Annotated in this window: 26 protein-coding genes; 21 read left to right on the top strand and 5 right to left on the bottom strand. The window is 61.9% G+C overall.

Going from position 1 to position 25366, the window contains the following annotated elements:
- Positions 1 to 152: 152 nt before the first annotated feature.
- From QP971_RS06075 to QP971_RS06025, 11 genes are all read left to right on the top strand, one after another.
- On the top strand, positions 153 to 2957 hold the full coding sequence (locus QP971_RS06075; RefSeq protein ID WP_284811103.1) for an FAD-binding and (Fe-S)-binding domain-containing protein: 2805 nt from the start codon (positions 153 to 155) through the stop codon (positions 2955 to 2957).
- Positions 2958 to 3051: 94 nt separating this feature from the next.
- Positions 3052 to 4923 (top strand): glutamine--fructose-6-phosphate transaminase (isomerizing), encoded by a 1872-nt coding sequence (gene glmS / locus QP971_RS06070; protein ID WP_284811102.1) that lies wholly within the window; start codon positions 3052 to 3054, stop codon positions 4921 to 4923.
- A gap of 160 nt (positions 4924 to 5083) precedes the next feature.
- A complete protein-coding gene (alr, locus tag QP971_RS06065) occupies positions 5084 to 6187 on the top strand; it encodes an alanine racemase (RefSeq protein WP_284811136.1) in 1104 nt (367 codons plus the stop codon).
- The gene (tsaE, locus tag QP971_RS06060; RefSeq protein ID WP_284811135.1) at positions 6177 to 6677 is read left to right on the top strand and encodes a tRNA (adenosine(37)-N6)-threonylcarbamoyltransferase complex ATPase subunit type 1 TsaE; all 501 of its coding nucleotides are present in this window, start codon (positions 6177 to 6179) and stop codon (positions 6675 to 6677) included. Before alr ends, tsaE begins: the two co-directional genes overlap by 11 nt.
- Before the next feature lie 89 nt (positions 6678 to 6766).
- Positions 6767 to 8356: an aspartate:alanine exchanger family transporter gene (locus QP971_RS06055; RefSeq protein ID WP_269954292.1), complete on the top strand. Its 1590-nt coding sequence runs from the start codon at positions 6767 to 6769 to the stop codon at positions 8354 to 8356.
- Between the two features lie 163 nt (positions 8357 to 8519).
- A complete protein-coding gene (locus QP971_RS06050; protein WP_269954293.1) occupies positions 8520 to 9029 on the top strand; it encodes a hypothetical protein in 510 nt (169 codons plus the stop codon).
- Complete coding sequence (gene tsaB / locus QP971_RS06045; protein ID WP_284811101.1) at positions 9029 to 9736, top strand: tRNA (adenosine(37)-N6)-threonylcarbamoyltransferase complex dimerization subunit type 1 TsaB; 708 nt, start codon at positions 9029 to 9031, stop codon at positions 9734 to 9736. Before QP971_RS06050 ends, tsaB begins: the two co-directional genes overlap by 1 nt.
- On the top strand, positions 9733 to 10233 hold the full coding sequence (gene rimI / locus QP971_RS06040; protein ID WP_284811100.1) for a ribosomal protein S18-alanine N-acetyltransferase: 501 nt from the start codon (positions 9733 to 9735) through the stop codon (positions 10231 to 10233). Before tsaB ends, rimI begins: the two co-directional genes overlap by 4 nt.
- 9 nt (positions 10234 to 10242) lie before the next feature.
- The gene (gene tsaD / locus QP971_RS06035; protein ID WP_284811099.1) at positions 10243 to 11286 is read left to right on the top strand and encodes a tRNA (adenosine(37)-N6)-threonylcarbamoyltransferase complex transferase subunit TsaD; all 1044 of its coding nucleotides are present in this window, start codon (positions 10243 to 10245) and stop codon (positions 11284 to 11286) included.
- A gap of 90 nt (positions 11287 to 11376) precedes the next feature.
- On the top strand, positions 11377 to 11805 hold the full coding sequence (locus QP971_RS06030) for a hypothetical protein (protein WP_005322709.1): 429 nt from the start codon (positions 11377 to 11379) through the stop codon (positions 11803 to 11805).
- A 122-nt stretch (positions 11806 to 11927) separates the two neighbouring features.
- On the top strand, positions 11928 to 13382 hold the full coding sequence (locus QP971_RS06025) for a purple acid phosphatase family protein (RefSeq protein ID WP_284811098.1): 1455 nt from the start codon (positions 11928 to 11930) through the stop codon (positions 13380 to 13382).
- Between the two features lie 18 nt (positions 13383 to 13400).
- Here QP971_RS06025 and QP971_RS06020 read toward each other — a convergent pair whose 3' ends face one another.
- Both QP971_RS06020 and QP971_RS06015 read right to left on the bottom strand, forming a co-directional pair.
- Complete coding sequence (locus QP971_RS06020; RefSeq protein ID WP_284811097.1) at positions 13401 to 14036, bottom strand: response regulator; 636 nt, start codon at positions 14034 to 14036, stop codon at positions 13401 to 13403.
- Positions 14033 to 15187, bottom strand: a complete 1155-nt coding sequence (locus QP971_RS06015; protein ID WP_284811096.1) for a sensor histidine kinase — start codon at positions 15185 to 15187, stop codon at positions 14033 to 14035. The genes QP971_RS06020 and QP971_RS06015 overlap by 4 nt, the downstream gene beginning before the upstream one ends.
- A 112-nt stretch (positions 15188 to 15299) precedes the next feature.
- Here QP971_RS06015 and QP971_RS06010 point away from each other — a divergent pair, with 112 nt between their 5' ends.
- From QP971_RS06010 to QP971_RS05985, 6 genes are all read left to right on the top strand, one after another.
- The gene (locus QP971_RS06010) at positions 15300 to 15905 is read left to right on the top strand and encodes an ABC transporter ATP-binding protein (protein WP_284787156.1); all 606 of its coding nucleotides are present in this window, start codon (positions 15300 to 15302) and stop codon (positions 15903 to 15905) included.
- Positions 15889 to 17130: an FtsX-like permease family protein gene (locus QP971_RS06005; RefSeq protein ID WP_284811095.1), complete on the top strand. Its 1242-nt coding sequence runs from the start codon at positions 15889 to 15891 to the stop codon at positions 17128 to 17130. The genes QP971_RS06010 and QP971_RS06005 overlap by 17 nt, the downstream gene beginning before the upstream one ends.
- A 187-nt stretch (positions 17131 to 17317) precedes the next feature.
- The gene (groES, locus tag QP971_RS06000) at positions 17318 to 17611 is read left to right on the top strand and encodes a co-chaperone GroES (RefSeq protein ID WP_005322702.1); all 294 of its coding nucleotides are present in this window, start codon (positions 17318 to 17320) and stop codon (positions 17609 to 17611) included.
- A gap of 8 nt (positions 17612 to 17619) precedes the next feature.
- The gene (gene groL / locus QP971_RS05995) at positions 17620 to 19236 is read left to right on the top strand and encodes a chaperonin GroEL (RefSeq protein WP_284811094.1); all 1617 of its coding nucleotides are present in this window, start codon (positions 17620 to 17622) and stop codon (positions 19234 to 19236) included.
- Positions 19237 to 19300: 64 nt separating this feature from the next.
- Positions 19301 to 19510, top strand: coding sequence for a hypothetical protein (locus QP971_RS05990; RefSeq protein ID WP_284811093.1), 210 nt, complete (start codon positions 19301 to 19303; stop codon positions 19508 to 19510).
- Positions 19501 to 19659 (top strand): daunorubicin resistance protein, encoded by a 159-nt coding sequence (locus QP971_RS05985; RefSeq protein ID WP_284792237.1) that lies wholly within the window; start codon positions 19501 to 19503, stop codon positions 19657 to 19659. The genes QP971_RS05990 and QP971_RS05985 overlap by 10 nt, the downstream gene beginning before the upstream one ends.
- Positions 19660 to 19668: 9 nt before the next feature.
- Here the strand turns inward: QP971_RS05985 and QP971_RS05980 are convergent, their stop codons facing one another.
- On the bottom strand, positions 19669 to 19971 hold the full coding sequence (locus QP971_RS05980) for a WhiB family transcriptional regulator (RefSeq protein ID WP_198492550.1): 303 nt from the start codon (positions 19969 to 19971) through the stop codon (positions 19669 to 19671).
- Positions 19972 to 20277: 306 nt separating this feature from the next.
- On the opposite strand from QP971_RS05980, the gene QP971_RS05975 reads away from it, so the two are divergent.
- Both QP971_RS05975 and QP971_RS05970 read left to right on the top strand, forming a co-directional pair.
- Complete coding sequence (locus QP971_RS05975; protein ID WP_284787160.1) at positions 20278 to 20850, top strand: sigma-70 family RNA polymerase sigma factor; 573 nt, start codon at positions 20278 to 20280, stop codon at positions 20848 to 20850.
- Between the two features lie 65 nt (positions 20851 to 20915).
- The gene (locus QP971_RS05970; protein WP_284787161.1) at positions 20916 to 21671 is read left to right on the top strand and encodes a hypothetical protein; all 756 of its coding nucleotides are present in this window, start codon (positions 20916 to 20918) and stop codon (positions 21669 to 21671) included.
- 3 nt (positions 21672 to 21674) lie between these two features.
- Here the strand turns inward: QP971_RS05970 and QP971_RS05965 are convergent, their stop codons facing one another.
- On the bottom strand, positions 21675 to 22046 hold the full coding sequence (locus tag QP971_RS05965) for a DUF5319 domain-containing protein (RefSeq protein WP_269946397.1): 372 nt from the start codon (positions 22044 to 22046) through the stop codon (positions 21675 to 21677).
- 119 nt (positions 22047 to 22165) lie between these two features.
- Between QP971_RS05965 and guaB the strand changes: the two genes are divergently transcribed.
- Both guaB and QP971_RS05955 read left to right on the top strand, forming a co-directional pair.
- Positions 22166 to 23686 carry an IMP dehydrogenase gene (gene guaB, locus QP971_RS05960; RefSeq protein WP_239273770.1) on the top strand — a complete coding sequence of 507 codons (1521 nt, stop codon included), beginning with the start codon at positions 22166 to 22168 and terminating at the stop codon, positions 23684 to 23686.
- 7 nt (positions 23687 to 23693) lie between these two features.
- On the top strand, positions 23694 to 24857 hold the full coding sequence (locus tag QP971_RS05955; protein WP_284792238.1) for a GuaB3 family IMP dehydrogenase-related protein: 1164 nt from the start codon (positions 23694 to 23696) through the stop codon (positions 24855 to 24857).
- A 111-nt stretch (positions 24858 to 24968) separates the two neighbouring features.
- On the opposite strand, the gene QP971_RS05950 is transcribed toward QP971_RS05955, so the two are convergent.
- The gene (locus tag QP971_RS05950; RefSeq protein WP_284787166.1) at positions 24969 to 25340 is read right to left on the bottom strand and encodes a hypothetical protein; all 372 of its coding nucleotides are present in this window, start codon (positions 25338 to 25340) and stop codon (positions 24969 to 24971) included.
- Positions 25341 to 25366 lie beyond the last annotated feature (26 nt).

Raw genomic sequence — 25366 nt, 5'->3', positions numbered from 1 at the left:
ATCTGAGAAATGTCTGCGCAGTATCCAGCCGAGCCACGGGTGTGGTGGAAAGGCTTTCCTAAGCCCCTCCTAACTTGCGCGCCTGTGCGCAGGGGAGTGCAATGTGTGGGCAACTACATACTCTATTTTTCTGGGAAGGCGGGCTGCGGTACATGACTACCGGCGTCGTTGATGTGGAAGAACTTTCTAACCGCTACGGGATGGAGGTAAAAACCGAGGTTATTGACCGCGTGGCGCATGCCTCCGATGCCTCGCACTACCTGTACACCCCCAAGGCAGTCATCGAGGCTCGCTCCGCCGAGCACGTGGCCGCCATCTTTCGTGCGGGCCGACAGCAGAATGTTCCGGTAACCCTGCGCTCCGGCGGCACGTCCCTTGCCGGCCAGGCATCTGGCGATGGTTACCTGGTGGACGTGCGCAAGCACTTCCGCGGCATCGAGGTATTGGATGAGGGCAAGCGCGTGCGCGTCCAGCCTGGTGCGACGGTGCGCCAGGTTAATGCTCGGTTGGGCCTGCGCAACCGCAAGCTCGGCCCGGATCCGGCGAGCGAGTCTGCCTGCACCATTGGCGGCGTGGTAGCCAATAACTCTTCCGGCATGGCCTGCGGCACTGAGCTCAATACTTATAACACCCTGGAATCGCTGATCTTCGTGCTGCCCACCGGCACCGTGATTAACACCGCCGATCCGGACGCCGACCGACAGTTTCAGGAGCAGGAGCCGGAGCTGGTGGACACGCTTATCCGCCTGCAGCGCCGCGTGCGCGGTAATCAAGAGTCCGTGGATATTATCCGCCGCCACTTCCAGCTGAAAAACACGATGGGCTATGGCCTCAATTCCTTCCTGGACTTTGATAGCCCGGTCAAACTTTTTGAGCACTTGCTTATCGGGTCGGAAGGAACCCTGGCCTTTATTGCGGAAGCGGTTTTCCGCACTGTGCCGATTTCTAAGCTGACTACCACCACGGTGGCGGTATTTGATGATCTCACCGCTGCCACCAAGTCCCTGCCGGCTCTGCTGGATACCGGGGCGGCCACCTTGGAGCTAATGGACTCCGCTTCTATTCGCGTGGGCCAAGGCTTTGACAAGGTTCCGCAGGCCATCACCGGTTTCGATGTGGACAAGCAGGCCGCACTGCTCATCGAATACCATGCGGATGCAGAAGAGGAGTTGCGCGATAAGGAGGGCAAGGGCTCGCAGCTCTTGCGCGAGCTGCCATTGCAGTCTCCGGCCGCTTTCTCTGCAGACACCGCCGCTCGCAATGCTGCGTGGAACTTCCGCAAGGGCCTCTACGCCCAAGTAGCAGAGGCACGCCCGTCCGGTACGACGGCCCTTTTGGAAGACATCGTGGTACCCGTCGGCGATCTGGCGGATACGTGTTCTTCGCTGCAGGAACTCTTTACCCGCTATGGCTATGACGATGCTGTCATTTTCGGCCACGCCAAGGACGGCAATATCCACTTCTTGCTTACGGACCGCTTTGAAGGCGATGCCGCCATCGGTCGGTATAACGACTTCAATGAGGGCATGGTGGACTTGGTCCTCTCCGCCGAGGGCAACCTCAAGGCAGAACACGGCACCGGCCGCGCCATGGCGCCGTATGTGCGCCGCCAATACGGCGACGAACTCTATGCGGTCATGCAGGAACTCAAGTGGGCCTGCGATCCCACCAACACGATGAACCCGGGCGTCATCTTGGATGATGATCCGGATGCGCACATCAAAAACATCAAGCTCAACCCCACGGTGGAAGAGGAAGTGGACCGCTGCGTGGAGTGCGGCTATTGCGAGCCGGTTTGCCCGTCGCGCGATCTCACGCTTACCCCACGCCAACGCATTGTGGTGCGCCGTGCCCGCAAGCGCGCGGAAGAAGCCGGCGATAGCCAGCTCGTAGCCGAGCTGGATGAGGCCTATGAATACATGGGCATCGAGACCTGCGCGGTGGATTCCATGTGCCGCACCGCCTGCCCAGTAGGCATCGATACCGGCAAGTTCATCAAGCGCCTGCGCCGCGAGGAGGCGCAACCAGCGCAGCAGAAGCTATGGGGCGCGGCCGCTAAGAACTGGCAGGTAGTCAGCCAAGGCGCCGGGCTGGCGCTGACCGGCGCGCACTTGCTTCCCACCGAGCTGGTCAAGAAGGTTACCGACGTGGGCCGTAGCCTCATCGGCACCGATAACCTGCCGCAGTACCAGCCGGAGCTGGGCAAGGGCGGCAAGTCCCGCGGCCGCTTGGCCGGGCGCGTGGGCGACCGCTACGCGCAGACCACCGGCATCTACCTGCCAGCATGCGTGAACACCATGTTTGGCCCGCAGGGCGGCGGCAAGGGCACTACCGATTCCTTCGTGGCTCTCTTGGAGCGCGCCGGGGTAGCGCTGGAGGTTCCGGCGGGCATCGACAAGCTCTGCTGTGGCACCCCATGGGCGTCTAAGGGCATGCAAGCCGGCCACGATGCAATGGAACAGCGCGTGCGCGATGTCGTCATGGAGGCCACCGATGGTGCGCGCCTGCCGGTCATCGTGGACGCCAGCAGCTGCACCGCCGGATTTAAGGACATGCTGGAGTCGGTAGGCATTACCGTCATCGACGCCATTAGCTTTACGGCCGATACCCTCCTGCCGCAGCTTGCGGTCAAGAACCCCGCGGCCTCCGTGACCGTGCACCCCACCTGCTCTGCTTTCCAGCTGGGCATGATGGAGGACGTAGAAAAGGTAGCCCGTGCCGCAGCGACCGAGGTCCACATTCCTACTGACTGGAATTGCTGTGGTTATGCTGGCGACCGCGGCATGCTCCACCCAGAGCTTACAGAAGCCGCTACCCGCGCCGAGGCAGCGCAAGTCAAGGAAATCGGGGCGCAGTATCACGCCTCGACCAACCGCACCTGCGAGCTCGGCCTGACCCGTGCTACCGGCGAGGATTATCACCACATTCTGGAGCTTTTGGAGCAGGCGACGCGCTAGTTTTCCCAGCGCACTAGCGGGTGGGGGCTAGGCCCCGCTTGCCGACGCCCCGCCCGCCTAGAGGTCTGCCTCTCGTGCTGTAAAATCAGCAACCATGTGTGGAATTGTTGGATATGTTGGTCACGCTGGTGGTGACCGTGATTACTTCGCCCTCGACGTAGTTCTGGAAGGGCTGCGCCGTTTGGAATACCGCGGCTATGACTCCGCTGGCGTAGCAATGTACGCCGACGGGGACATCAGCTGGCGCAAGAAGGCCGGTAAGGTCGCTGCGCTGGATGCTGAGATTGAGGCCCGCCCGTTGCCAGACTCCGTGCTGGGCATTGGCCATACCCGCTGGGCTACCCATGGTGGCCCTACCGACCTGAATGCGCACCCGCACGTGGTCGATGGCGGAAAGCTCGCCGTGGTGCACAACGGCATCATCGAGAACTTTGCCGAGCTTAAGTCCGAGCTTTTGAACAAGGGCTATAACTTCGTTTCCGAGACCGACACTGAGGTTGCCGCTACGTTGCTGGGCGATGTCTTCCACAACGAGGCCGCTGGTGACCTCACCAAGGCAATGCAGCTGACCTGTTCCCGCCTGGAGGGCGCATTCACCCTGCTGGCCATCCACGCCGAGCAGGCCGATCGCATCGTTGCCGCTCGCCGTGACTCGCCGCTGGTTATCGGCCTGGGCGAGGGCGAAAACTTCCTCGGCTCCGACGTATCCGGCTTCATCGATTACACCAAGTCCGCCGTGGAGATGGACAACGACCAGGTCGTGACAATCACCGCCGACGAGGTGGAAATCACCGATTATGAGGGCAACCCTGCACAGGGCAAGCCTTTTGAAATCAAGTGGGATGCCGCCGCTGCCGAAAAGGGTGGCTTCGATTCCTTCATGGAAAAGGAAATCCACGACCAGCCCGCCGCCGTGCGCGATACCCTCCTCGGCCGCTTTGATGAACAGGGCCAGCTGGCTCTCGATGATCTGCGCATCGATGAGACCGTTTTGAAGTCCATCGACAAGATTATCGTCATTGCCTGCGGTACCGCCGCCTACGCCGGCCACGTGGCACGCTATGCCATCGAGCACTGGTGTCGCATTCCTACCGAGGTTGAGCTCGCCCACGAGTTCCGCTACCGCGATCCGATTGTGAACGAGAAGACCCTCGTTGTTGCACTTTCCCAGTCCGGCGAGACCATGGATACCTTGATGGCCGTGCGCCACGCTCGCCAGCAGGGCGCCAAGGTCATTGCCATCTGCAATACCCAGGGTTCGTCCATCCCGCGCGAATCCGATGCCGCGCTCTACACCCACGCCGGTCCGGAAATCGCCGTGGCCTCCACCAAGGCCTTCCTGGCGCAGATTACCGCTACCTACCTGCTCGGCCTCTACCTGGCCCAGCTGCGCGGCAACATGTTCGCCGATGAAATCCAGAGCGTTCTCGCTGAGCTGCGTCACATGCCGGACAAGGTCCAAAACGTCATCGACGAAGAGGACCAGGTGGCCAGCCTGGCCAACTCCATGAAGGATGCGGAATCCGTGCTCTTCTTGGGCCGCCACGTCGGCTTCCCTGTAGCTCTTGAGGGCGCGCTTAAGCTCAAGGAGATCGCCTACCTGCACGCCGAGGGCTTTGCCGCCGGCGAGCTCAAGCATGGCCCGATTGCGCTGATTGAAGAAGGCCAGCCGGTCTTCGTCATCGTGCCGTCCCCGCGCGGCCGCGACTCCCTGCACTCCAAGGTCGTCTCCAATATCCAGGAGATCCGCGCCCGTGGTGCCATTACCATCGTGATTGCGGAAGAGGGCGATACCGCCGTGGAGGATTACGCTAACCACGTCATCCGCATCCCGAAGGCGCCGACCCTCATGCAGCCGCTGCTGGCCACCGTGCCGCTGCAAATTTTTGCTGCCCATGTAGCTAAGTCCAAGGGCTACGACGTTGACCAGCCGCGTAACCTAGCCAAGTCCGTGACCGTGGAGTAATCCACGCCGAACGGTACTAGCTAACCCTCCTTTCCCGCCGCGTAGCTTGCGCGGCAGGAAAGGAGGCTTTTCTGTTGCGCACAGATCTTCCCGGGCACGATGCTGGTGCACGGGCCATACCCTGCCCGAATTCAGCACAAGGGTGAGCAGTGGCACAATGGTGGGCATGCTGAAAACCACGATTGATCTCTCCGCTATTGCGCACAACGTCCGCCTCATCAAGGAAAAGGTGGGGCCTGAGGTCAAGCTGATGTGCGTGGTCAAGGCCGACGCCTATGGGCATGGCGCGGCCAAGGTTGTGCCGGTGATGGCGCGCGCCGGCGCAGATTGCTTTGGCGTGGCCACCCTGCGGGAGGCCGTGAAGCTGCGCCGTGTGGGCGTGGATGCGCCCATCGTGGCGTGGATTTGGCAAACAGATGAAATCCTCGAAGAAGCCTTGGCCAATGGAATCGAGGTAGCGGTCAACTCCCTTGAGCAGGCGCATAAGCTGGTCAAGGCCGATTTTCCTGCTGAGGTATACGTCAAGGTGGAAACCGGTATGCATCGCGCCGGCGTGGATGAGGACGATTGGGCAGAGACCTTTAAGGTGCTGCGCGATGCTCCACGTATCAAGGTACTCGGCCTCATGTCCCATTTTGCGTGTGCCGATGAGCCGGATAATCCGCACAATGATGCCCAGGAGGAGGCGTTTCGCGCGGCCCTGCGGCTCGCGCGCGAGATTGGGCTGGAGTGCCCAGTCAATCACCTGGCCAATTCACCTGCCGTGCTGACGCGCCCTTCCTCCTATTTTGAGCAAGTGCGCGTAGGCGCCGCCTGCTATGGCTTGGAGCCCATCGAAGGGCGTGAGCACGGCCTGCGCCCAGCCATGACCTGGTCCGGGCAGATTTTCAATGTCAAGCCCATTCAACCAGGGGAGGGCACGTGCTACGGATTGACCTGGAAAGCGGATAAGCCGGGATTTTTGGCCACAGTGGATTGTGGTTATGCCGATGGCCTGCCGCGTGGCTACCAGGGCGACCTGCATGTAGGCATTGGTGAGCACCTCTACCCACAGGTAGGCCGTATCTGCATGGATCAGATTGTGGTGGACTTGGGCGAAAACCCCCATGGTGTGGACACAGGGCAAGAAGCCGTGATCTTTGGCAACGGGGGAGTATCGGCCACGGATCTCGCCGCGGCGGCAGGAACCATTAACTATGAGGTAGTGTGCCTGCCCGATGGCCGCACCGAACGCGAATATATAGGAGAAGATGATGCGCAGTAGCTTTCCGGAATCTGGTAGCCGCGACCTATCCACGGTGGAAGAAACCTACGCATTCGGGGAAGAACTGGGTGCAGCGCTTGAAGCCAGCGATGTAGTGATCCTAGATGGGCCGTTGGGGGCTGGAAAGACGACGCTCACGCAGGGCGTCGCCAAGGGCATGCAGGTTAAAGGTCGCGTTACCTCGCCGACCTTTGTGATCGCCCGCGTGCACCGCTCCACTGTGAGTGGGCCAGACCTGGTGCATGTGGATGCCTACCGCCTGCTCGATGAAGGCGGCGCTAATTCTGGGGATCCGTTAGGGGAGCTTGACGCTCTCGACCTAGACACGGAGCTAGAGGACGCCGTGGTCATTGCCGAATGGGGCGGGGGACTAGTAGAGCAGATTGCGGAGCGCTACTTGTTTATCAACATCGACCGTGAGCCGGCGGAATACGCGGATGCAGACGAAGACGTTCGCCGCTTTACATGGTCGTGGCGGGGCGGCCACTAGTACAAATGTCCGCCTAAAGTGCAGATAAGTGATGAATCTCCTACGCGGAGAACTTGCCCCGGGTATAACCAGTACGTAATTCTATTGAGGTGTTGAATTTTCTCGCCTCAAGTCCTTTGCTATCTCTCTTCGTCATCATGGCGGTGGGGCTAGCGATTGGCAAGATTAAGATCTTCGGCATCTCCCTTGGTGCCGCGGCTGCGATGTTCGTGGCACTGGGTCTATCTACTGCCAATCCGGATATCCAAATTCCGCCGCTGGTCTATCAATTTGGCCTGGCGATCTTCGTTTATGCCATTGGCCTTAGCTTCGGGCCTTCCTTTGTCCGCGAGTTTAAAACCCGCGGTTGGAAGCTCACCGTCTTCATGCTGGGCATGCTGGTTATTTTGGTCGCGGTCGGCTATGGCCTTATCCGCGCCTTTGACCTGAGCGCGCCAGAAGCTACCGGTATGTTTGCCGGTTCGCTTTCCTCCACGCCGGGCATGGCCGCCGTGGTGGAAATGGTGGGCGATTCCACCCCGGTCGTCGGTTACTCCTTGGCTTACCCGGGCGCAGTGATCGGCGCGATCCTCGTCGCCGCCATCGGCGCCAAGGTTGTCAAAGCCAACCATGAGGAAGATGCCCGCGAAGAGGGCATGATTCCCGCCGAGCTTGTGGCCAAGGGCGTGCGTTTGACCAAGAACTTTAATGACACCGCTGGCCACATCTACCGCGTTACCGGCCAGACTGTCGTTGCTACCCGTATCGTCTCGGACGAGGAGCGCCACCGCCTGGCTGTTCCGGAAATGCCGTTGTGCGAGGGCGAGGCTTATCTGCTCAATGGCTCAGAAGAGGCCGTCGATAAGGCCATTGAGATTTTGGGTGAAGAATATCCGGTGGAGCTGACCGAGGAAGCTGGTTTGAAGTACGCCCGCATTACCGTGTCCAACCCGGATATTGCTGGCAAGTCGGTCCGCGAGATCAAGGCTCTTGATCACGGCTTTATCATCGCTCGAGTCCGCAAGGGTGATAATGACATTGTTCCGCACCCGGATACGGTGCTTAACTACTCGGACCGTGTTCGCGTAGTAACCAGCCCGAGCCGCCTGCCGTACGTGCGCAAGTACCTCGGTGACTCTGAGGCCGCTTTGGGCAACGCGGACCTGCTGTCCATGTCTATCGGCCTGTCGCTGGGTATGTTGCTCGGCCTCATTCCGATTCCGATGCCGGGCGGTTCCACCTTGCAGCTGGGCTTTGGTGGCGGCCCCGTGGTTGTCGGTCTGCTGCTGGGCTACCTCAACCGTACCGGCCCGTTGAACTGGCAGATGCCATTTCACACGCGCGAAACCATTTCTAATATGGGCCTTACCTTGTTCCTGGCCGGCGTGGGCACCTCGGCCGGCGCCTCCTTCCGCGATGCCCTGACGGATCCGTCCTCCCTGACCATCATGGGTGTGGGCCTTATTATCACCTTGACCTCCGCCATCCTGATCGGCGTCATCGGCATGCTGGTCCTGAAGCTGAAGTGGGACGAGGCCATGGGCTGTGCGGCCGGCATGACCACCAACCCTGCAGTCTTTGCCTATATTCGTGATCAAACCGGCACCGAGCTGGCCGGCCGCGGATGGGCCACGGTCTATCCCACCACAATTATCGGCAAGATCATTGCCTCGCAGGTGCTGCTCCTGCTGTTGCTATAGCGCAATATCTCGCGTTAATTACTCACCCACAGGGTCGCCCGCCTACACTGGCAGGCACTACCCTGTGGGTTTTGTGTTGCGGTTAACCAGGTAGCATCGATTGCCAGAATTACCGCCGCCCGCCTGAAACTTAAACATCTTTTCAAGGAGCCATACTCACCCCATGACTAAATTCGCTCGCAACCTCACCGCCGCCATCATCGCCATCTTTATCGTTGTCATGATGGTTCTTCTTGCCTCCTCCACGCTGCGCGAGGATGACCACTTGGAGGGAAACCTCACCTCCACGCTGGACAAGACACCAAATAACTTGGAATTTATGACCCTCATGCCCACCGATGTTTATGGTGAGGAATACCCCGCCATCGGTTTCATCTGCCCGGGCATGCGCGAGGACAAGGTCAAGGAAGCACAGATCGACACCGAGAACATCACCTTTGAAGATGGTGCGGTGCCTGAAGGCAAGAGCTACGCGGTAGCTATTTCCCAGAGCGCTAAGCCCTTCATCGAAGAGCTGGATCCGGAAAAGGTCGAGGTGTGCGAGATGATTGACATGCAGGTCAAGGCCATGGAGCAGCAGGGCCAGAGCCTTGATGGCGGCGTGCCCATGATCCAGGGCACCCAGCCGCTGGGCTTCCAGCGCGAGGATGGCACCTGGAAGATGGTCGCCTAATGCGCGTCCTCGCGATCGATACGGCTACCACCGCCCTGGTTACCGGGGTAGTGGATACCGCCACTGGGCAGAGCACCGAGCGCGTGTTGGAGGATACCCGCGCGCATAATGAGCTGCTCATTCCTACCATCACCGAGGTCCTCGCAGAGGCGGGCATGGAGTATTCCGACCTCGAAGCGGTGGTCACCGGCGTGGGCCCGGGTCCATTTACCGGGTTGCGCGTGGGTATGGCGACGGCCTCCGCGCTTGCCGACGCCCTTTCTATCCCCCTCCACGGCATCTGCACCCACGATGCCATCGCGGCCGCAGCCGAGCTCGACGTAGATCCTGTCGCCGCGGCCGAGGAAGCGACCGCCTTGGTAGCTACTGACGCCCGCCGCAAAGAGATCTATTGGGCCACTTACCGCGCTACCGACTCCGGTGTGCAGCGCATTTCTGACCCCGCGGTGGCGAAACCGGCCGAACTCGAAGTGGAACTTGCCTCCACCGCGGAAGTCATCATCCCGGACCGCCTTGCTGAGCAACTCCCCGAGAAGCTCGCCGCCCTGCCGCACCGCGCGGCCCATCCGAGTGCGACGGCCCTCGTTGCCGCGGCCGACCTCGAGGCGGAACCGGCTCCCGTCGTGCCGCTGTACCTGCGCCGCCCGGATGCGGTCCCGCCGAAGCAGCAACAGCTTTCTGCCGCCATCCCGAAGGTCGAGCTGTGAAGCTACGCGAGCTAACCCCGGCCGATGCACCTCGGTGCGCCGAACTGGAAGAGGTCCTTTTTCCAGGCGAAACCCCGTGGTCCAGCCGGATTTTCCGGGAAGAAATGGCCCAGCCCTTCAACTTCTATTTCGGGGTGGAAGGTGCGATCGAGGAACCGGAACCCTTGGAACTCCTAGGCTATGCGGGCATCGGCATGATGGGGCCGGCCGCGGACCCGGAGTTTGAAATCCACACCATCGGCGTCGATCCCGCCGCGCAGCGCCGCGGCATCGCGCGGATGATGATGGACAATATCTGCCATATTGCGGATCTCAAGGATGCCCCGGTCTTCCTCGAGGTTCGTGTGGGCAACGATCCCGCCATTGGCCTGTATGAGCGCTACGGCTTTGCCAAGCAGGGGATTCGCAAGAACTATTACCAACCCTCCGGGGCGGATGCGCACGTGATGGTGCGCCCGCGCCAGTCCGAGCGCCCAGAAGATAGCCAAGAAGATTAAGGAGCAGTCATGAAGATCATGGGCATCGAGTCCTCCTGCGATGAAACCGGCGTGGGCATCGTCGAGCTGCGCGAGGACGGCCACATGGAAATCATCGCCAATGCCGTTGCTTCCTCCATGGAGCAGCATGCGCGCTTCGGTGGCGTCGTCCCGGAAATCGCCTCCCGCGCCCACCTTGAGGCCATGCCGCAGGTGATGCAGGCGGCGCTGGATGAGGCGGGCATCGCTAAGCCAGATGCCATCGCCGCCACCGTAGGGCCCGGCCTGGCCGGTGCTTTGCTGGTGGGTGCCTCGTCCGCCAAGGCCTATGCCGCGGCTTGGGGCGTGCCTTTCTACGGCGTTAACCACCTCGGCGGCCACGTTGCCGTGGCCAACCTGGAAGGCGAAGAGCTGCCGCACTCGGTGGCCCTCTTGGTCTCGGGCGGGCATACGCAACTGTTGGAGGTTGAGGCCGTCGGCAAGCCCATGCGCGAGTTGGGCTCTACGCTTGACGACGCCGCAGGTGAAGCCTACGACAAAGTCTCCCGCCTCCTCGGGCTGGGCTACCCGGGCGGCCCGGTGATTGATAAGCTCGCCGCCCGCGGCGAAGCTACCATCGATTTCCCGCGTGGCATGTCCCGTGCCGAGGATCTGCGCGGCCCACACCGCCACGACTTTTCCTTCTCTGGGCTCAAGACCTCCGTGGCCCGCTACGTGGAGCGCGCCGAAAAGGCAGGGGAGACCATCAGCGTGGAAGATGTCTGTGCCAGCTTCCAGGAAGCCGTGGCCGATGTCCTGACCGCCAAGGCCGTGCGTGCCTGCGAGGACACCGGTGCCCGCGTGTTGCTGCTGGGAGGCGGCGTGGCCGCTAATTCCCGCCTGCGCGAGCTGGCCACCGAGCGCTGCGCCGCGGCCGGGGTGGAGCTGCGCGTGCCGCGCTTTTCCCTGTGCACCGATAACGGCGTGATGATCGCGGCCATCGGTGCGCAGCTCATCCACGAAGGTGCCCAGCCCTCTGGTCTCGGCGTAGGCACCGATACCCAGATGGACGTGGAAGAGACGCAGTTAACCTAAAGTTCTTCTCGCTCGCGCTGCAGGTGGGGCGCGGGGCCGGTACTCTAAAGGCGTTCATGCCCTCTTGGCTTTCTGAAGGAGCTTTCTCTCATGACCGTCGGTTTCCTTGTCAACCCTGATCTCACCCGCCGTAAGCTCGAGTTCGAGCTGGAGCACGCCAACCAGTTCCTGGGCGGCACCACCGAGGACCGCGTCTCCGTTGTCTTCCAGGAAGACGGCACCACCTATGCCGCGCTCTACAACCCCGAAGCCAAGGCCGAAGGCGCCGAGCCGAACCCGGTAGCCTCCCTGGCGCGCAACGCGGCTGCCACCGGCAACGCCGCTTTCCTGCAGGACCCCATCCGCTCCATCTGCGGTCCCGTCATTTTCGTTGACGCCGAGGGCGAAGACACCACCATCGATGCCGTTATCGAGTCTGTGGAGCAGGGTATTCGCGCAGTGAAGAACTACCGCGAAGATAACCCGGAGGAATACACCCTCTGGCGCGCGGCCGTTATCAACTCCGATAAGAGCCTCTAAACCCCAGCCCCTCACAGGTAGGGTTCAAGCGCTTTTCGCGCGCCCGTAATACGGTGTTCACATTCTTATGGTGTTCTAGGGAGCCGTACCGCTTCTTCTAAGACTCCAAAGGTGAAAACTGTATGCTTCGTTCATCGCGCTTCGTCGCCTCCTTCGCCACCGCCCTCGCCGCGGGTGGCGCCGCCGCCCTCGTGCCTGCCACCCCGGCGCTGGCTGCTGACTCGCCCATCTACCGCACCATCCTGCAGCCGGGCGAAGATGAATCCCAGGTCATGGTCACTTGGCGCACGAAGTCCAAGGCGGACGAGGTCCTCGAGGTCACCGGCCCAGAAGGCACCACGACCTTCCGCGCCGACGAGCGCGACTTTGGCGCCTTGCTGTACAAGTCCCAGTTCGCCACCGCTACCAACCTGCAGCCGGATACCGAATATTCCTACCGCGTTGGTTCCGAGGAAGGCGGCTGGTCCGAACCAGAGACTTTTAACACCGGCTCCAACGGCGATGACTGGTCCTTCCTTACCTTCGCTGACCCGCAGATCGGCGTGGACCTCAAGGTGGATGACCAAGCCGAACAGTGGCGCAAGACCATCGGTCACGCGGCTTCCCACGTGCCGAATGCCAGCATGATCTGGTCGCTGGGTGACCAGGTGGAGGGGTGGGGCGCGCAGGTACCGCAGTACGATGCGTACTTCTCCGCCCCGGAGATTCGCCACATCCCTACCAATACGGTCCCGGGCAACCACGAGACCTATAACCTCACCATGAAGCACCATGATGAGCACTTCTCCAACCCGCACCAGGCGGACGATATCCGCGACCACTACTTCGAGCGCAATAACGTGCTCTTCATCGGTTTGGACTCCAATGCTTCTTCCGACGCCGATATCGCCCGCCACGAGCAGTTCTTGCGCGAGGCCATCGAATCCCGTGGCACGGATAATGACTGGATCGTCGTCGGCATGCACCACGGCCCATACTCCCAGGGCACCCATTATTTTGATAAGGACGTCACCAACCTGCGCGAGAAGCTCACCCCGGTACTCTCTGAGCTCAACGTCGATGCCGTGCTCTCCGGCCACGACCACATCTACACCCGCAGCCACCTGATGAAGAACAATAAGCCGGTGCTGCCGGAAGAAAAGCCGCAGCGCGGCGATGTTCTCGAGCCCAAGGACGGCGAGGCGTTGTACCTGACCACCACCACCGCAGGTGGCGGCAAGTACTACGACTTCACCGACGTGAATAACAAAAAGCACAAGGGCGCGCGTATGGAGACCATCGATCCAAAGCTTGCCCACGAATCCACCGCCATGTGGCGCCAGGACTACACCGAGGACTACATGCGAGTGGACGTCTCCGATGACAAGCTCACCTTTACCACCTTCAACGAAGGCGATAACACGCTGGTGGACAAGGTTTCCCTCAAGAAGAAGGACCGCGGCGCTGCGCCCGCCGACGACGCCACCGACCCCGCCGATTCCACCGATCCGGATACCCCAGAGGCGCCCAAAGATCCGGAAGGTAGCAGCTCCCTGAGCTCCAGCGATATTTTCGGTGGGCTCAGCTCGAAGAAGTAACTAGCGTCGGCCCACTGGCTAGCGCTCGGTGTGGCGCAGCCACGTCAATACGGCCTTGACCCGCCGGTTGGAGTCCTCGGGCCGAAAGCCGAGCTTCATAAACACATTGGAGACATGCTTGCTTACCGCTCCGGCGGTAAGAACGAGCGTGTCTTCAATTTCTTTATTGCTCAATCCTTGGGCCATAAGCCCCAGTACCTCCCGCTCGCGGGCGGTGAGCTGGGCTAAACCAGTACGCCGCGCTGACAGCAGTGCAGTGACCACCTCGGGGTCCACCACGGTGCCGCCGCGCGCGACCTCGTCTAGCGTGCGCACGAATTCTTCCACATTAGAAACGCGCTCTTTAAGCAGGTATCCGAATCCGCCGTGCTCCAAGAGCCGGTCGAGGTAGCTTGCCGCTACGTATTGGCTGAGCACCACCACCGGCTGGGTGGGATTGGCCGCTCGCAGGTCATGCACGGCGCGCAGGCCGTCGTCGGTCATGGTCGGTGGCATGCGCACATCGGTGATAATCAGGTCAAAATCTTCCTGTCCGGCAATAGCGCGCAGTTTTTCGGCATCCGTGGCCGCCGTAACGCTATGCCCCAGAGCGCTAAGTAGCTGCTCGAGCCCCGCGCGCAGCAGCGCGGAATCTTCCGCCAGTAGTAGTTTCATTCCGCCTCCTTCAGCGGCAATTCGACCTGCAGCCGGCCACCGCGTTCACCCGCAGCCGCGTCATGTGCGGCGGCAAAGCTCACCGTGCCGCCCAGTGCAGCGGCGCGCTCGCGCAAACCGGCGATACCGGTGCCGGTCTCAGCCGGCTCCTTGGCCGTGGGACCGAGGTCAGCTCCGGGGTCGGAGCCGGGGCTGGGGTTAGGTCCGGTTCCATTATCAACGATGTCTAGGCGCAGCGTGTCCCCAAAAGCAACTATTACCGTCGCCTGGGTGGCCGCACCATGCTTGGACGCATTGGTAAGCGCCTCGGCCACCGCGTGGTAAGCCAGCAGGGCAGTGGTTTCATCCACTGAGCGCTCGGCGCCTTCCACGTGTAGTTCGGTCTCCAATCCGGAGTGGGCGAGGAGTTCGTCGAGGGCGGGGATTAATCCGGCGTCGAAAAGCACCTGCGGGGCAATGCCACGCACCGTCGCCCGTAGGGAGGCCAAGGCCAATGAGGCATTATGTTCCGCATCGGCCAAGGCAGGTTGCGCCTCGGGAGGGGCCTGCAATTTCGCCGCGGCCAAATTGAGCTTGAGCGCGGTGAGATACTGCTGTGGGCCATCGTGCAGTTCGCGCTCGATGCGGCGGCGCTCGCCGGAGAAGGCATCGATAAGCGTGGCACGCGAGGCCGCCAACTCCTCGGCCGAGGGGCTCAATGCCAGCCGAGTCAGCGAGGTCGATGCCAAGACCAACAGGCGGTTAAGCCCCACCAATAGAGCCACCAGTAGCGGCGCGGTGAGCCAGCAGGTGAAGAAAATGAGCGGCCGGTTGGAGGTAGACCACTCGCCAAAGGAGAATTCGGTCTTTGGCACGAATGGCGCAATTACCAGCACGCCCGCCGTAAACCCCAAGGCAGTCCACGCGGCAAAGCAGGCAGCCGAAAGCAATAGCTGCACAATAAGGTGATAAAACTGCTGCCAATCAAACCAGCGGCCCGCACGCCGGGGTGGGATCTCCACGCCCATCCACTGCGCACCCAACCGGCCGATAAATTCCGCGGCGCGTCCCACCAGCGGAATCCACGGCAGCATCAGCACCGAAACCACCAACGCCGGGATAAATAGCGCGCCGAGGACAAGGCTCCACGCGCAGGCTTTGAGGGTTCGCATAACCCATGAGCCTAGCCGCCTTAGCCAGGGTGGGGCAGTAGAGCTAGCTCTACCATTTTCCCGGCAGCCCGCCCCATGTCTTTCTGCTACGCGGCCGAGTGGAATCAAAGGCATGTTAAAAGCAGACAACCTCAGCAAGCGCTACGGCCGCCACACCGTGCTCAATCGCGTCACTGTGTCCATCGCCCCGGGCGAATTCGTCGCCATCATGGGGCCTTCCGGCAGCGGTAAAACCACGCTGCTGAACCTGCTATCCGGGCTAGATAAGCCCACTTCCGGCCGAGTCAATGCGCCGGGGCGCACGCAGCGGGCATTTGTATTCCAGGACTATAACCTGCTGGAAGCCCTCACCGCGCAGCGCAATGCCACCTTGACCGCGCGCTTTTCCGGCCGGCGCCCTACACGCGGCAGGGTGGCGGAGGTCTTTGACTCGCTTGGCCTTGCTGGCTTAGAGCGCCGCCTGCCCGGGCAGCTTTCCGGCGGGCAGCAGCAACGCGTGGCCGTCGCCCGGGCACTGCTGGCCCAGGCGCCCTATATATTCGCGGACGAGCCTACAGGCGCGCTTGACGACGCCACCGCATCCACCGTCCTTTTCCACCTGCGCGCCGCCGCCCGCGATGGCGCCAGCGTGGTCATGGTGACTCACTCGCACCTCGCCGCTGAGGCGGCCGACCGGATCATTTCCTTAGAGGAGGTGGCCCATGCTGGTGTGGCTTAAGGACTTACAGTCCAATTGGTTATCGTGGCTGGCCGTGGCGCTGACACTGGTGGTGTCTTCCACCTCGTGCACCCTGGCGCTAGCCATGCTGGTGGCTTCCTCCGGGACCGAAGGAGACCCCGCCGGCCCGCTGGGTGGCACGGTGCTGGGCATGGCCCTGTGCGTGGTGGTGCTGGTGACGCTATCGGAGATACGCCTTATCATCTCCGAGCGCGAGCCGGTCTACCGCTCCTGGCGCATGGTGGGCATGCCTGGGTGGATGATTATCGCCTTCATTCTGGGCCAGGTCGCCGTGGTCAGCGCGGCCGCAGGGGTTCTTGGCGTGCTGCCTGCCCGCCCGCTGCTTGCCCCGTGCGTGCGCGCGCTGCGCAGCGATGGCATCCCCATGCCGGATATCGTCATTACCGGCCAGGTCACCGCCATTGCGGTAGCCGTCTGCATGTCCGCGGCCCTGGTTGGTGCACTGCCTCCACTGCGCCGCGTATTCCGGCCGCGTACTACCGCACACCCGGCCTGGCTTCTGGTGAAGTTCCTGCTTGCGGCCGCGGCCATCGGCGGCACGGTCTATGGGTGCCTGCACATCGAGGACCCCGGCGACCTCCTCTCGGCAGAGATGGGGCTTGTCATCCTCGTCGCCCTCTTCTTACCTTGGCTCATGCCCGGCATCGACCAATGGACCCGCATGGCCGGCATCGCTGGGGCCAACGTGCGCGTGCGCCGGCACTTTTCCACCCCACACATCGTGCCGTGGGTGCTCCTCGGCGGCTTTATCGTCGCCGTCGGCTCGGGCCTGCGCTTTGGAAACGACGCAGGCGCCGGCGGCACCTTGTCCTCGTGGCAGGTCTTCGTCGCCCTTTTAGGGCCGGTCTTTGCACCCAGCATCGTAGGCGCTGTGCTTACCTCGCTGCTCATGCGCGGGCGCATCGCCTCCGATATCCGCGGCCTCACCCTGGCCGGCGCCACCCGCTCGGCCTGGGCCCGCGTGCAAGTGGGGGAGGCGGCGTGCCTCACCCTGACTGCGGCCGGCGTGGTCTGGGCGCTGTGCTTGGCGACGCTCCTCCCACTCCACCACCTGCTCACCCCACAGGCTTCCTTCGGTCGAACGCTGGTGGAGGACCTGTGGTGGTCGGCCTTCGCCGTGATTTTTGGTGCCATGTTTATTGCCCTGGACGTCGTCAAGCTGGCGCTGGCCGGCTGTGTACGCGCCGGGCAACGAGGACGCTAAAAGGGATCGTTGAGGGCGTAGGAATGTGGGCCGGGTCATTGTTGAGGGTTAGCAGTCACGAGGGTAGAGTGCTAATCAGGTTGTTTGACCCACAGTTGTTCACCCGCGACGACGGCTGTGCTGGACATCCACAACCGGCACGCGCGCGCCATACCGGCGCGCATACGAACACTACGGAGGAAACATCATGGCAAACATTAAGCCTCTCGAGGACCGCGTCCTCGTACAGATCGTAGAAGCTGAAACCACCACCGCTTCCGGCCTGGTTATTCCGGATTCCGCCAAGGAAAAGCCGCAGGAAGCTACCGTCGTTGCCGTAGGCCCAGGCCGCACCAACGACAAGGGTGAGGTCACCCCGGTAGGTGTCAATGAAGGCGATACCGTGGTCTTTTCCAAGTACGGCGGCACCGAGCTGAAGTACAACGGTGAGGAGTACTTGCTGCTGTCCTCCCGTGACCTGCTCGCCGTCATCGAGAAGTAGGCCCACTTATGGCAAAGCTGATTGCATTCGACCAAGAAGCCCGCGAGGGAATCCAGCGCGGCGTCGATACGCTGGCTGATGCCGTCAAGGTCACCCTCGGCCCGCGCGGCCGCAACGTCGTGCTGTCCAAGGCCTTCGGTGGCCCCACCGTCACCAACGACGGCGTGACCATCGCCCGCGATATCGACATCGAGGAGCCCTTCGAAAACCTCGGCGCGCAGCTGGTCAAGTCCGTTGCGGTCAAGACCAATGACACCGCAGGTGACGGCACCACCACCGCTACCTTGTTGGCCCAAGCGCTCATCTTCGAGGGCCTGCGCAACGTAGCGGCCGGCGCCAACCCCATTGAGCTCAACCGCGGCATCGCGGCGGCGGCCGAAAAGGCCGTCGAGGAGCTCAAGGCCCGCGCCACCGCGGTCAACTCCTCCTCTGAAATCGCGCAGGTAGCTACCGTCTCTTCCCGCGACCCGGAGGTTGGCGAGATGGTTGCCGGTGCCATGGACAAGGTGGGCAAGGATGGTGTGGTCACCGTCGAGGAATCCCAGACCATCGACTCCGCCGTCGATGTCACCGAGGGCATTTCCTTTGATAAGGGCTACCTTTCCCCGTACTTCGCTACGGAGGAAGAGACCTACCACGCCGTGCTGGACGACGCCGCAGTATTGCTCGTCCGCAACAAGATCTCCTCCCTGCCGGACTTCCTGCCGCTGCTGGAGAAGATCGCCGAGACCAATCGCCCGACCCTCATCATCGCGGAGGACATCGAGGGCGAGCCGCTGCAGGCGCTCGTCGTCAACTCCATCCGCAAGGTGCTCAAGGTCGCGGCCGTTAAGGCTCCGTACTTTGGTGAGCGCCGCAAGGGATTCATGGATGACCTGGCCGTCGTTACCGGCGCCACCGTCATCGACCCAGAGGTCGGCGTCAACCTTAACGAGGCTGGCCTCGACGTGCTCGGTTCTGCCCGCCGCGTGACCATCACCAAGGATAACACCGTCATCGTCGATGGTGGCGGCACCGCTGAGGCAGTAGAGGAACGCCGCGAGCAGATCCGTCGCGAGATCGAGCGCACCGATTCCACCTGGGATAAGGAAAAGCTCGAGGAGCGCCTAGCTAAGCTCTCCGGCGGCGTGGCCGTCATCCGCGTTGGTGCGGCTACCGAGACCGAGGTCAACGAGCGCAAGCTGCGCGTCGAAGACGCCATCAACGCGGCCCGCGCGGCCGTCGAAGAGGGTGTCATCGCCGGCGGTGGCTCCGTGCTGGTCCAGATTTCCAAGGAACTCGAGTCCTTCGCCGAGGGCTTCGAGGGTGAGGCTAAGGTCGGCGTCCTCGCCGTCGCCCGCGCCCTGACCCGCCCGGCCTACTGGATCGCCGAAAACGCTGGCCTCGACGGCGCCGTCGTCGTCTCCCGCGTTGCCGAGATGTCCAACGGTGAAGGCTTCAACGCCAATACCCTCGAGTACGGCAACCTCATCGATAACGGCATTATCGATCCGGTGAAGGTCACCCACTCCGCCGTGGTCAACGCTACCTCCGTGGCCCGCATGGTTCTTACCACCGAGGCCTCCGTGGTGGAAAAGCCACAGGAAGAGCAGCCTGCTGACGCCGGTCACGGCCACCAGCACTAAACGGCTACCAACATCACCCGCCCCGCTTCCCGCGTGGCGGGTTTTGTTGTACCTGGCTAGGGTCGTGGAATACATCAAGGTCACCGCTGATACCGACCCCATTCGCAAGGCCCTCGCCAAGGCCAATGGCGTTAAACCTGCACTCTTTTCCGCGTATTCCGAGAGTGCCTGCCCCAAGCGCAGCGGTGCGGGTGTGGTCTACGTGGAGCAGGGCGTGATGAGCGGGTGGACTCCGGCCACTCCGTCATCTGCATCGATCACAACTTGGCCGTAATCGCGCATGCGGAGCACGCCATCGGCTTGGGCCCTGGCGCCGGTTCAGCCGGTGGCCAGCTGGTCTATGGTAGCTCACCAGCTGACTTGGCACAGCAGCGTGATTCGGTGACAGGGCGCTTTCTTGCCGACGCCCTCGTCTCCCCCTAGTTTCCCGTCCTAAGCGTTGACAGGGGCAGTGGCGCGGCGGCGCTGGCGAAGCTCTACGACGCGTTCGGATTCGCTCATTCCGCCCCATACACCATAGGGCTCGGCGGATTGCAAGGCATGCTCGCGGCACAAATCAATGACCGGGCAAGAATTGCAGATGGCTTTGGCGCGATTCTCGCGCTGGGCGCGGGCGCGGCCGCGCTCGCCATCTGGGTGATAAAACACATCTGAGTTTTCTCCGCGGCAGGCGCCTTGTAGCTGCCAATCCCACAAGTCAGCGGTGGGACCGGGAAGCAAATGAGGCTGAGACACGTTAATAAGCTCCTTTGTAAGGGCGAGAATTCTTGTGCGGCTTCCGCAGTGTCGCGGAAAGCAACCTCACGTAGTGTTTCGCGCGTGGGTAAACGGTGGGTTACCGATTTTTGACTTTTAAGTATTGTTCTCGCCATTCCTCTTCCTACACCATGGTTTACCAGCGCAAACGTCGAAGGTTAACGGTTTGTGAATTTTCTGTCTCTCAGATTGCATAGGTAATGGGGCTGCGCGTTGTCTTTGCATAAACTTCCTGTGTGCCAATATGGTTAGTTACCGGTCGAAAACATCTCAGAGGGTGCATACGTGAGTGATAAAGAACAGGAGCTAGCGGATCTCGTCCCGCATGCCGTCGACGGCAGCCGTCGAGCGCTGCAAAAAGTCCTGCGGATCATTCACCCGCAGGTGCTGCGCTACTGCCGCGCCCGCATCGGTGGCGGCCGTCAACCCACCGCGGAGGATGTAGCCCAAGAGATCTGTCTTGCAGTGGCCACCTCTATTGGCTCCTACGAGGACAAAGGCCGCCCGTTTATGGCCTATGTCTATGGCATCGCTTTCAATAAGGTCACCGATGCCCACCGCGCCATGGGGCGCGATAAGTCCACCCCTACCGAAGAAATTCCAGAAGACTCCGCGCGTGACGCCACCCCTGAAGAGTGGGCGCTGGAGACCGACGGTAGTAACAGAATGCGCGCCTTGCTCGATACGTTAAGTGACAAGGCGAAAAACATCGTTATTCTGCGCGTGTTCAACGGTTTGTCGGCAGAAGAGACCGCGGAAATTGTGGGTTCCACCCCAGGCGCGGTTCGTGTCGCACAACACCGAGCACTCGCTCAATTGCGAAAGACCCTCCAGGCCGCCCAGGAAACTGCGCGCTAAGGGCCTAGCGGCCGACTCTTACAGCAGATATTTCATAACAGAAAGGAAGGGGGAGAGACACCATCATGGCACCGAAGCACCACGGCGATAACGACGACCTAGCGGAACAGCTCCAGCCCTTGGTCGATGATGATGCATTCCTCACTGAGCTTTCGAAGGGGAACGCCCCTTCCGACCGTCAGGATGACCTGGCGGAGCTGCTGCTGGAGTTAAAGGGGGACGTCGATAAGCAGATGCCTCCAGCTCCGCTGGTAGAAGGCGCCGACGCTGAGCCTGAGGTCATCGACCTAGGCCAGGCCCGCAAGCGCCGCCGCGGCGGCCCGTTCGTACATGGGCTCATCGGCGCTGCCGCCGCAACCCTAGTCATCGCTGGCGCTGGTGGTGCGATGCTGCACGCCGGAACCTTTGACAAGGGTGATAAGACCCGCAACGTGGAGCTGGCCGGGACGCTGGAAGAGATGGAATCTCGCGCGGCCGAAGGCGATATTGAAGGCGCTCGCGAACTGATGAAGGACGCCCGCGCCAAGCTGGACGAGGCCGAAGGCAAAGAAGAAAAGGCCATCGCTGCCAACCGCGAGGCGGAACAAAAGCGCTCTGCGCACCCGAAGCCTACCCCGCACACCGTGACGGAGACCGCCACCGAAACCGTGGCGGAAGAGGCTTCGCAACCGGAACAGCAGCCGGAGCAGGTCACCGTGACCGAAACTCAATACGCTACCGAAACCGTGGTGGTCACGGAACAAGGGCAGCCAAACCCGCAGCCCAACCCCAACGTTGAGGATGGGCCGACGACCACCATCGAGTTGGGCCAGCAGCAGTAGAAGCTAGCGGCCCTCTAGGCCATCCAAGTAACCCAAGGCGTAGTCCCAAGGCACGTAGCGGGAGGGATCTGGCTCGGCGCTTGGCTCGTGCACCGGTGCTAGCTCGCCTTCAAGGGTGGCGCGCATATTGGCGGCCATAATGTCCCACTCATAAAAGTGGTTTTCCTGGCAATCCTCGCACAAGAAGAAGATGCCATCGATGCCGCGCGGGCCGAGGATGGACGCAAATTTCTGCACCAGCGCGAGGTCGTGAATGATGGCGATCCGGTCGTCGTCGGTAAGCGGCATGACCTGCTCGTCTTCCTCCAAGAAGGAGGCGGGGTCATTCGGATCATCGGCGAAAGGATCGCGGGGCATATTGGCGAAGAAGTTCACGCCTGCGAGCCTATTGAACTTACCCTCCCGAGGCAATTTACCCCCTGCCCAAATGGTGTCTTCGGCCGGCAACGCACTACAGTTAGGTTAGCCGCTAAACCTGTTAAGGAGAGACCTCGATGAGCGAGAACCGTATTCATACTGGTGGAGATGACCCGAACAAGGTAGCCCTGCGCGGCCTGACCTTTGATGATGTGCTCCTTTTGCCCGCCGAATCCAATATCGTGCCCTCCGAGGTCGATACTGGCGCGCAATTTACCCGCAATATCCGCCTCGGCGTTCCGCTTGCCTCGGCCGCCATGGATACCGTGACCGAGGCCCGCATGGCCATTGCCATGGCCCGCCAGGGTGGTATCGGCGTGCTGCACCGCAACCTGTCCACCGAGGACCAGGCCGAGCAGGTAGAGATTGTGAAGCGCTCCGAGTCCGGCATGGTCACCGACCCCATCACTGCCCGCCCGGATATGACCATCGGGGAAGTAGACGCGTTGTGCGCCCGTTTCCGCATCTCCGGCCTGCCGGTGGTAGACGAGGACGGCACCCTGGTGGGCATTTGCACCAACCGCGATATGCGCTTCGAACCTGACTTTGACCGCAAGGTCAGCGAGGTCATGACGGCCATGCCGCTCGTCGTTGCGCGCGAGGGCGTATCTAAGAAGGAAGCCCTCGAACTGCTCTCGGCCAATAAGGTGGAAAAGCTGCCCATCGTCGATGCGGATAATAAGCTCACCGGCCTGATTACCGTCAAGGACTTTGTCAAGACCGAGCAGTACCCTAACGCGTCCAAGGACTCGGCCGGCCGACTGTTGGTTGCAGCCGGCATTGGTACCGGCGAAGAGTCCTATCAACGCGCCGCCGCGCTTGTCGACGCCGGCGTGGACGCCCTCGTCGTCGACTCCGCCCACGCCCACAACAACCGCGTGCTGGAAATGGTCTCCCGCGTGCAAAAGGATTTCGGTTCCAAGGTTGATGTCATCGGCGGTAACCTCGCCACCCGCGAGGCCGCCCAGGCGATGATCGATGCCGGCGCCGACGCCATTAAGGTCGGCATCGGCCCAGGCTCCATTTGCACCACCCGCGTCGTCGCCGGCGTGGGCGCGCCGCAGATTACGGCCCTGATGGAGGCCGCCGCAATAGCTGGCCCGGCCGGTGTGCCGGTTATCGGTGATGGTGGCATGCAGTACTCCGGCGACGTCGCCAAGGCCCTGGCGGCCGGCGCCGATACCGTCATGCTGGGCTCCATGTTTGCCGGCACCACCGAAGCCCCCGGTGACATCGTGGTCTACCAGGGCAAGCAGTACAAGCGCTACCGCGGCATGGGTTCCATGGGCGCCATGCAGGGCCGTGGCCTCTCTGGTGAGAAGCGCTCCTATTCCAAGGACCGCTACTTCCAGGCCGATGTCCGCAGCGAAGACAAGCTGGTTCCGGAAGGCGTCGAGGGTCGCGTGCCCTTCCGTGGCGATATCGATGCCATCGTGCACCAGATTATCGGCGGTCTGCGCGCCTCCATGGGCTATACCGGATCCGCCACCCTGGCCGAGCTAAAGACCAAGCGCTTCGTTCAAATCACCGCCGCGGGCCTGAAGGAATCCCACCCGCACCACCTGCAGCAAATCGCAGAAGCACCAAACTACCGCTAGGAATATCATGCGTGAATACGCCGAAATTGGCATCGGCCGCGAGGCCCGCCGCACCTTCGATCTAGAGCAACTATCCATCGTGCCGCAGCGCCGCACCCGTTCCTCCAAGGACGTGGACACCACCTGGCACATCGACGCCTATACCTTCGGCATCCCCTTCGTATCCCATCCCACCGATGCGCTCGCCACCCCTGAGTTCATCATCGAGATGGGCAAGCAAGGTGGCCTCGGCGTCATCAATGCCGAGGGCCTGTGGGGCCGCCACAAGGACCTCGAGGGAGCTTTAGCCCGCATTTACTCGCAGCCGGGTGATAACTCCATCATCCAAGAGTTGCACGCTGCACCGCTTGACGACGCCCTCCTTACCGAACGCATCTCCCAAGTCCGCGACTCCGGAGTTACCGTCGCTGTGCGTGTTTCTCCGCAGAATGCGCGAGAGATGGCCCCAAAGGTTATCGCGGCCGGTGCCGAATTGCTATTTATCCAGGGCACCTTGGTGTCGGCGGAGCACGTGGCTACCGGCGGTGAGCCGCTGAACCTCAAGGAGTTCATTGGCTCCCTTGACGTTCCGGTTATCGCCGGCGGAGTCACCGACTACACCACTGCGCTACACCTGATGCGCACCGGTGCGGCCGGCGTCATCGTTGGCGCAGGCGTGACCACTAACGCCGAGACCGTAGGCATCGACTCAGCCATGGGCACCGCGATTGCCGACGCCGCCGCAGCCCGCCGCGACTACCTCGACGAGACCGGCGGCCGCTACGTACACATCATCGCCGATACCGAGTTTGAAAACTCCGGCAATATTGCCAAGGCCTTTGCCTGCGGCGCTGACGGCGTTGTTCTCGGCCCACTGCTGGCTCAGGCCCGCGAGGCCGGCGGCAAGGGCTGGTACTGGCCTGCCACGGCCGGCCACCCGCGTTTCCCACGCGGTTTCGTTCAGTTCTCCGGGGCCGATACCGACTTGGACATCGACTTCCTCACCACCGGTACCCCGGCCGAAGCCACAGAAGAGTCGGCCACCCCGTCGCTGGAAACCGTGCTGCATGGCCCCTCCAGCGAGCCTTTCGGCCGCACCAACTTGGTCGGCGCGCTGCGCCGTTCCATGGCCAAGTGTGGCTACACCGACCTGAAGTCCTTCCAGAAGGTCGAACTCGCCGTTCGCTACTAATCCGTGCGAGAGTTTCCGACGCGGCTGTGCCTTCTTGGCGCAGCCGCGTTTCTTTGCCCTATTACTTCCTTCGCCGCTGAACAGATGCCAGGTGGCGAGGTAGGAGAGTGATTAGGAAATCAATTGCCAGCCGCCTTCGCGCCTCCACGTGGTCTTGCCCGTCGCTGGCCGCCATTGCCCTGCGTTGTGGATTGGGCACACGCGTACTCCCGAGGGATTGAGCTCTACAACCTTCTCTTCGCCGCTCGCGCGTAGAACCACCGAATTTTGCGCTACTTCTGGATGCCCCGCGCGCTCTGCCTGCTGCGTGCCGCACAATGGAACCCACTCATCCCACTCGCTTCCAAAGACTTCCGCGGCCGGAAGTGTCACCTGTTGCGGGCCTTGTTCATCCAGCGTAGACGCCACCTCCGCCGTAGTTGGGGTGGCGTCACAACCGCACAACAACAGGCTCGCGGCGAGCACAATAGCCAAGCGCTTCATAAGCTATCAGTTTAGTGGGTTAGACT

It is taken from the genome of Corynebacterium marquesiae (assembly GCF_030229635.1).
Lineage (GTDB): Bacteria > Actinomycetota > Actinomycetes > Mycobacteriales > Mycobacteriaceae > Corynebacterium > Corynebacterium marquesiae.
This window is presented reverse-complemented; position numbering and strand designations above follow the sequence as displayed.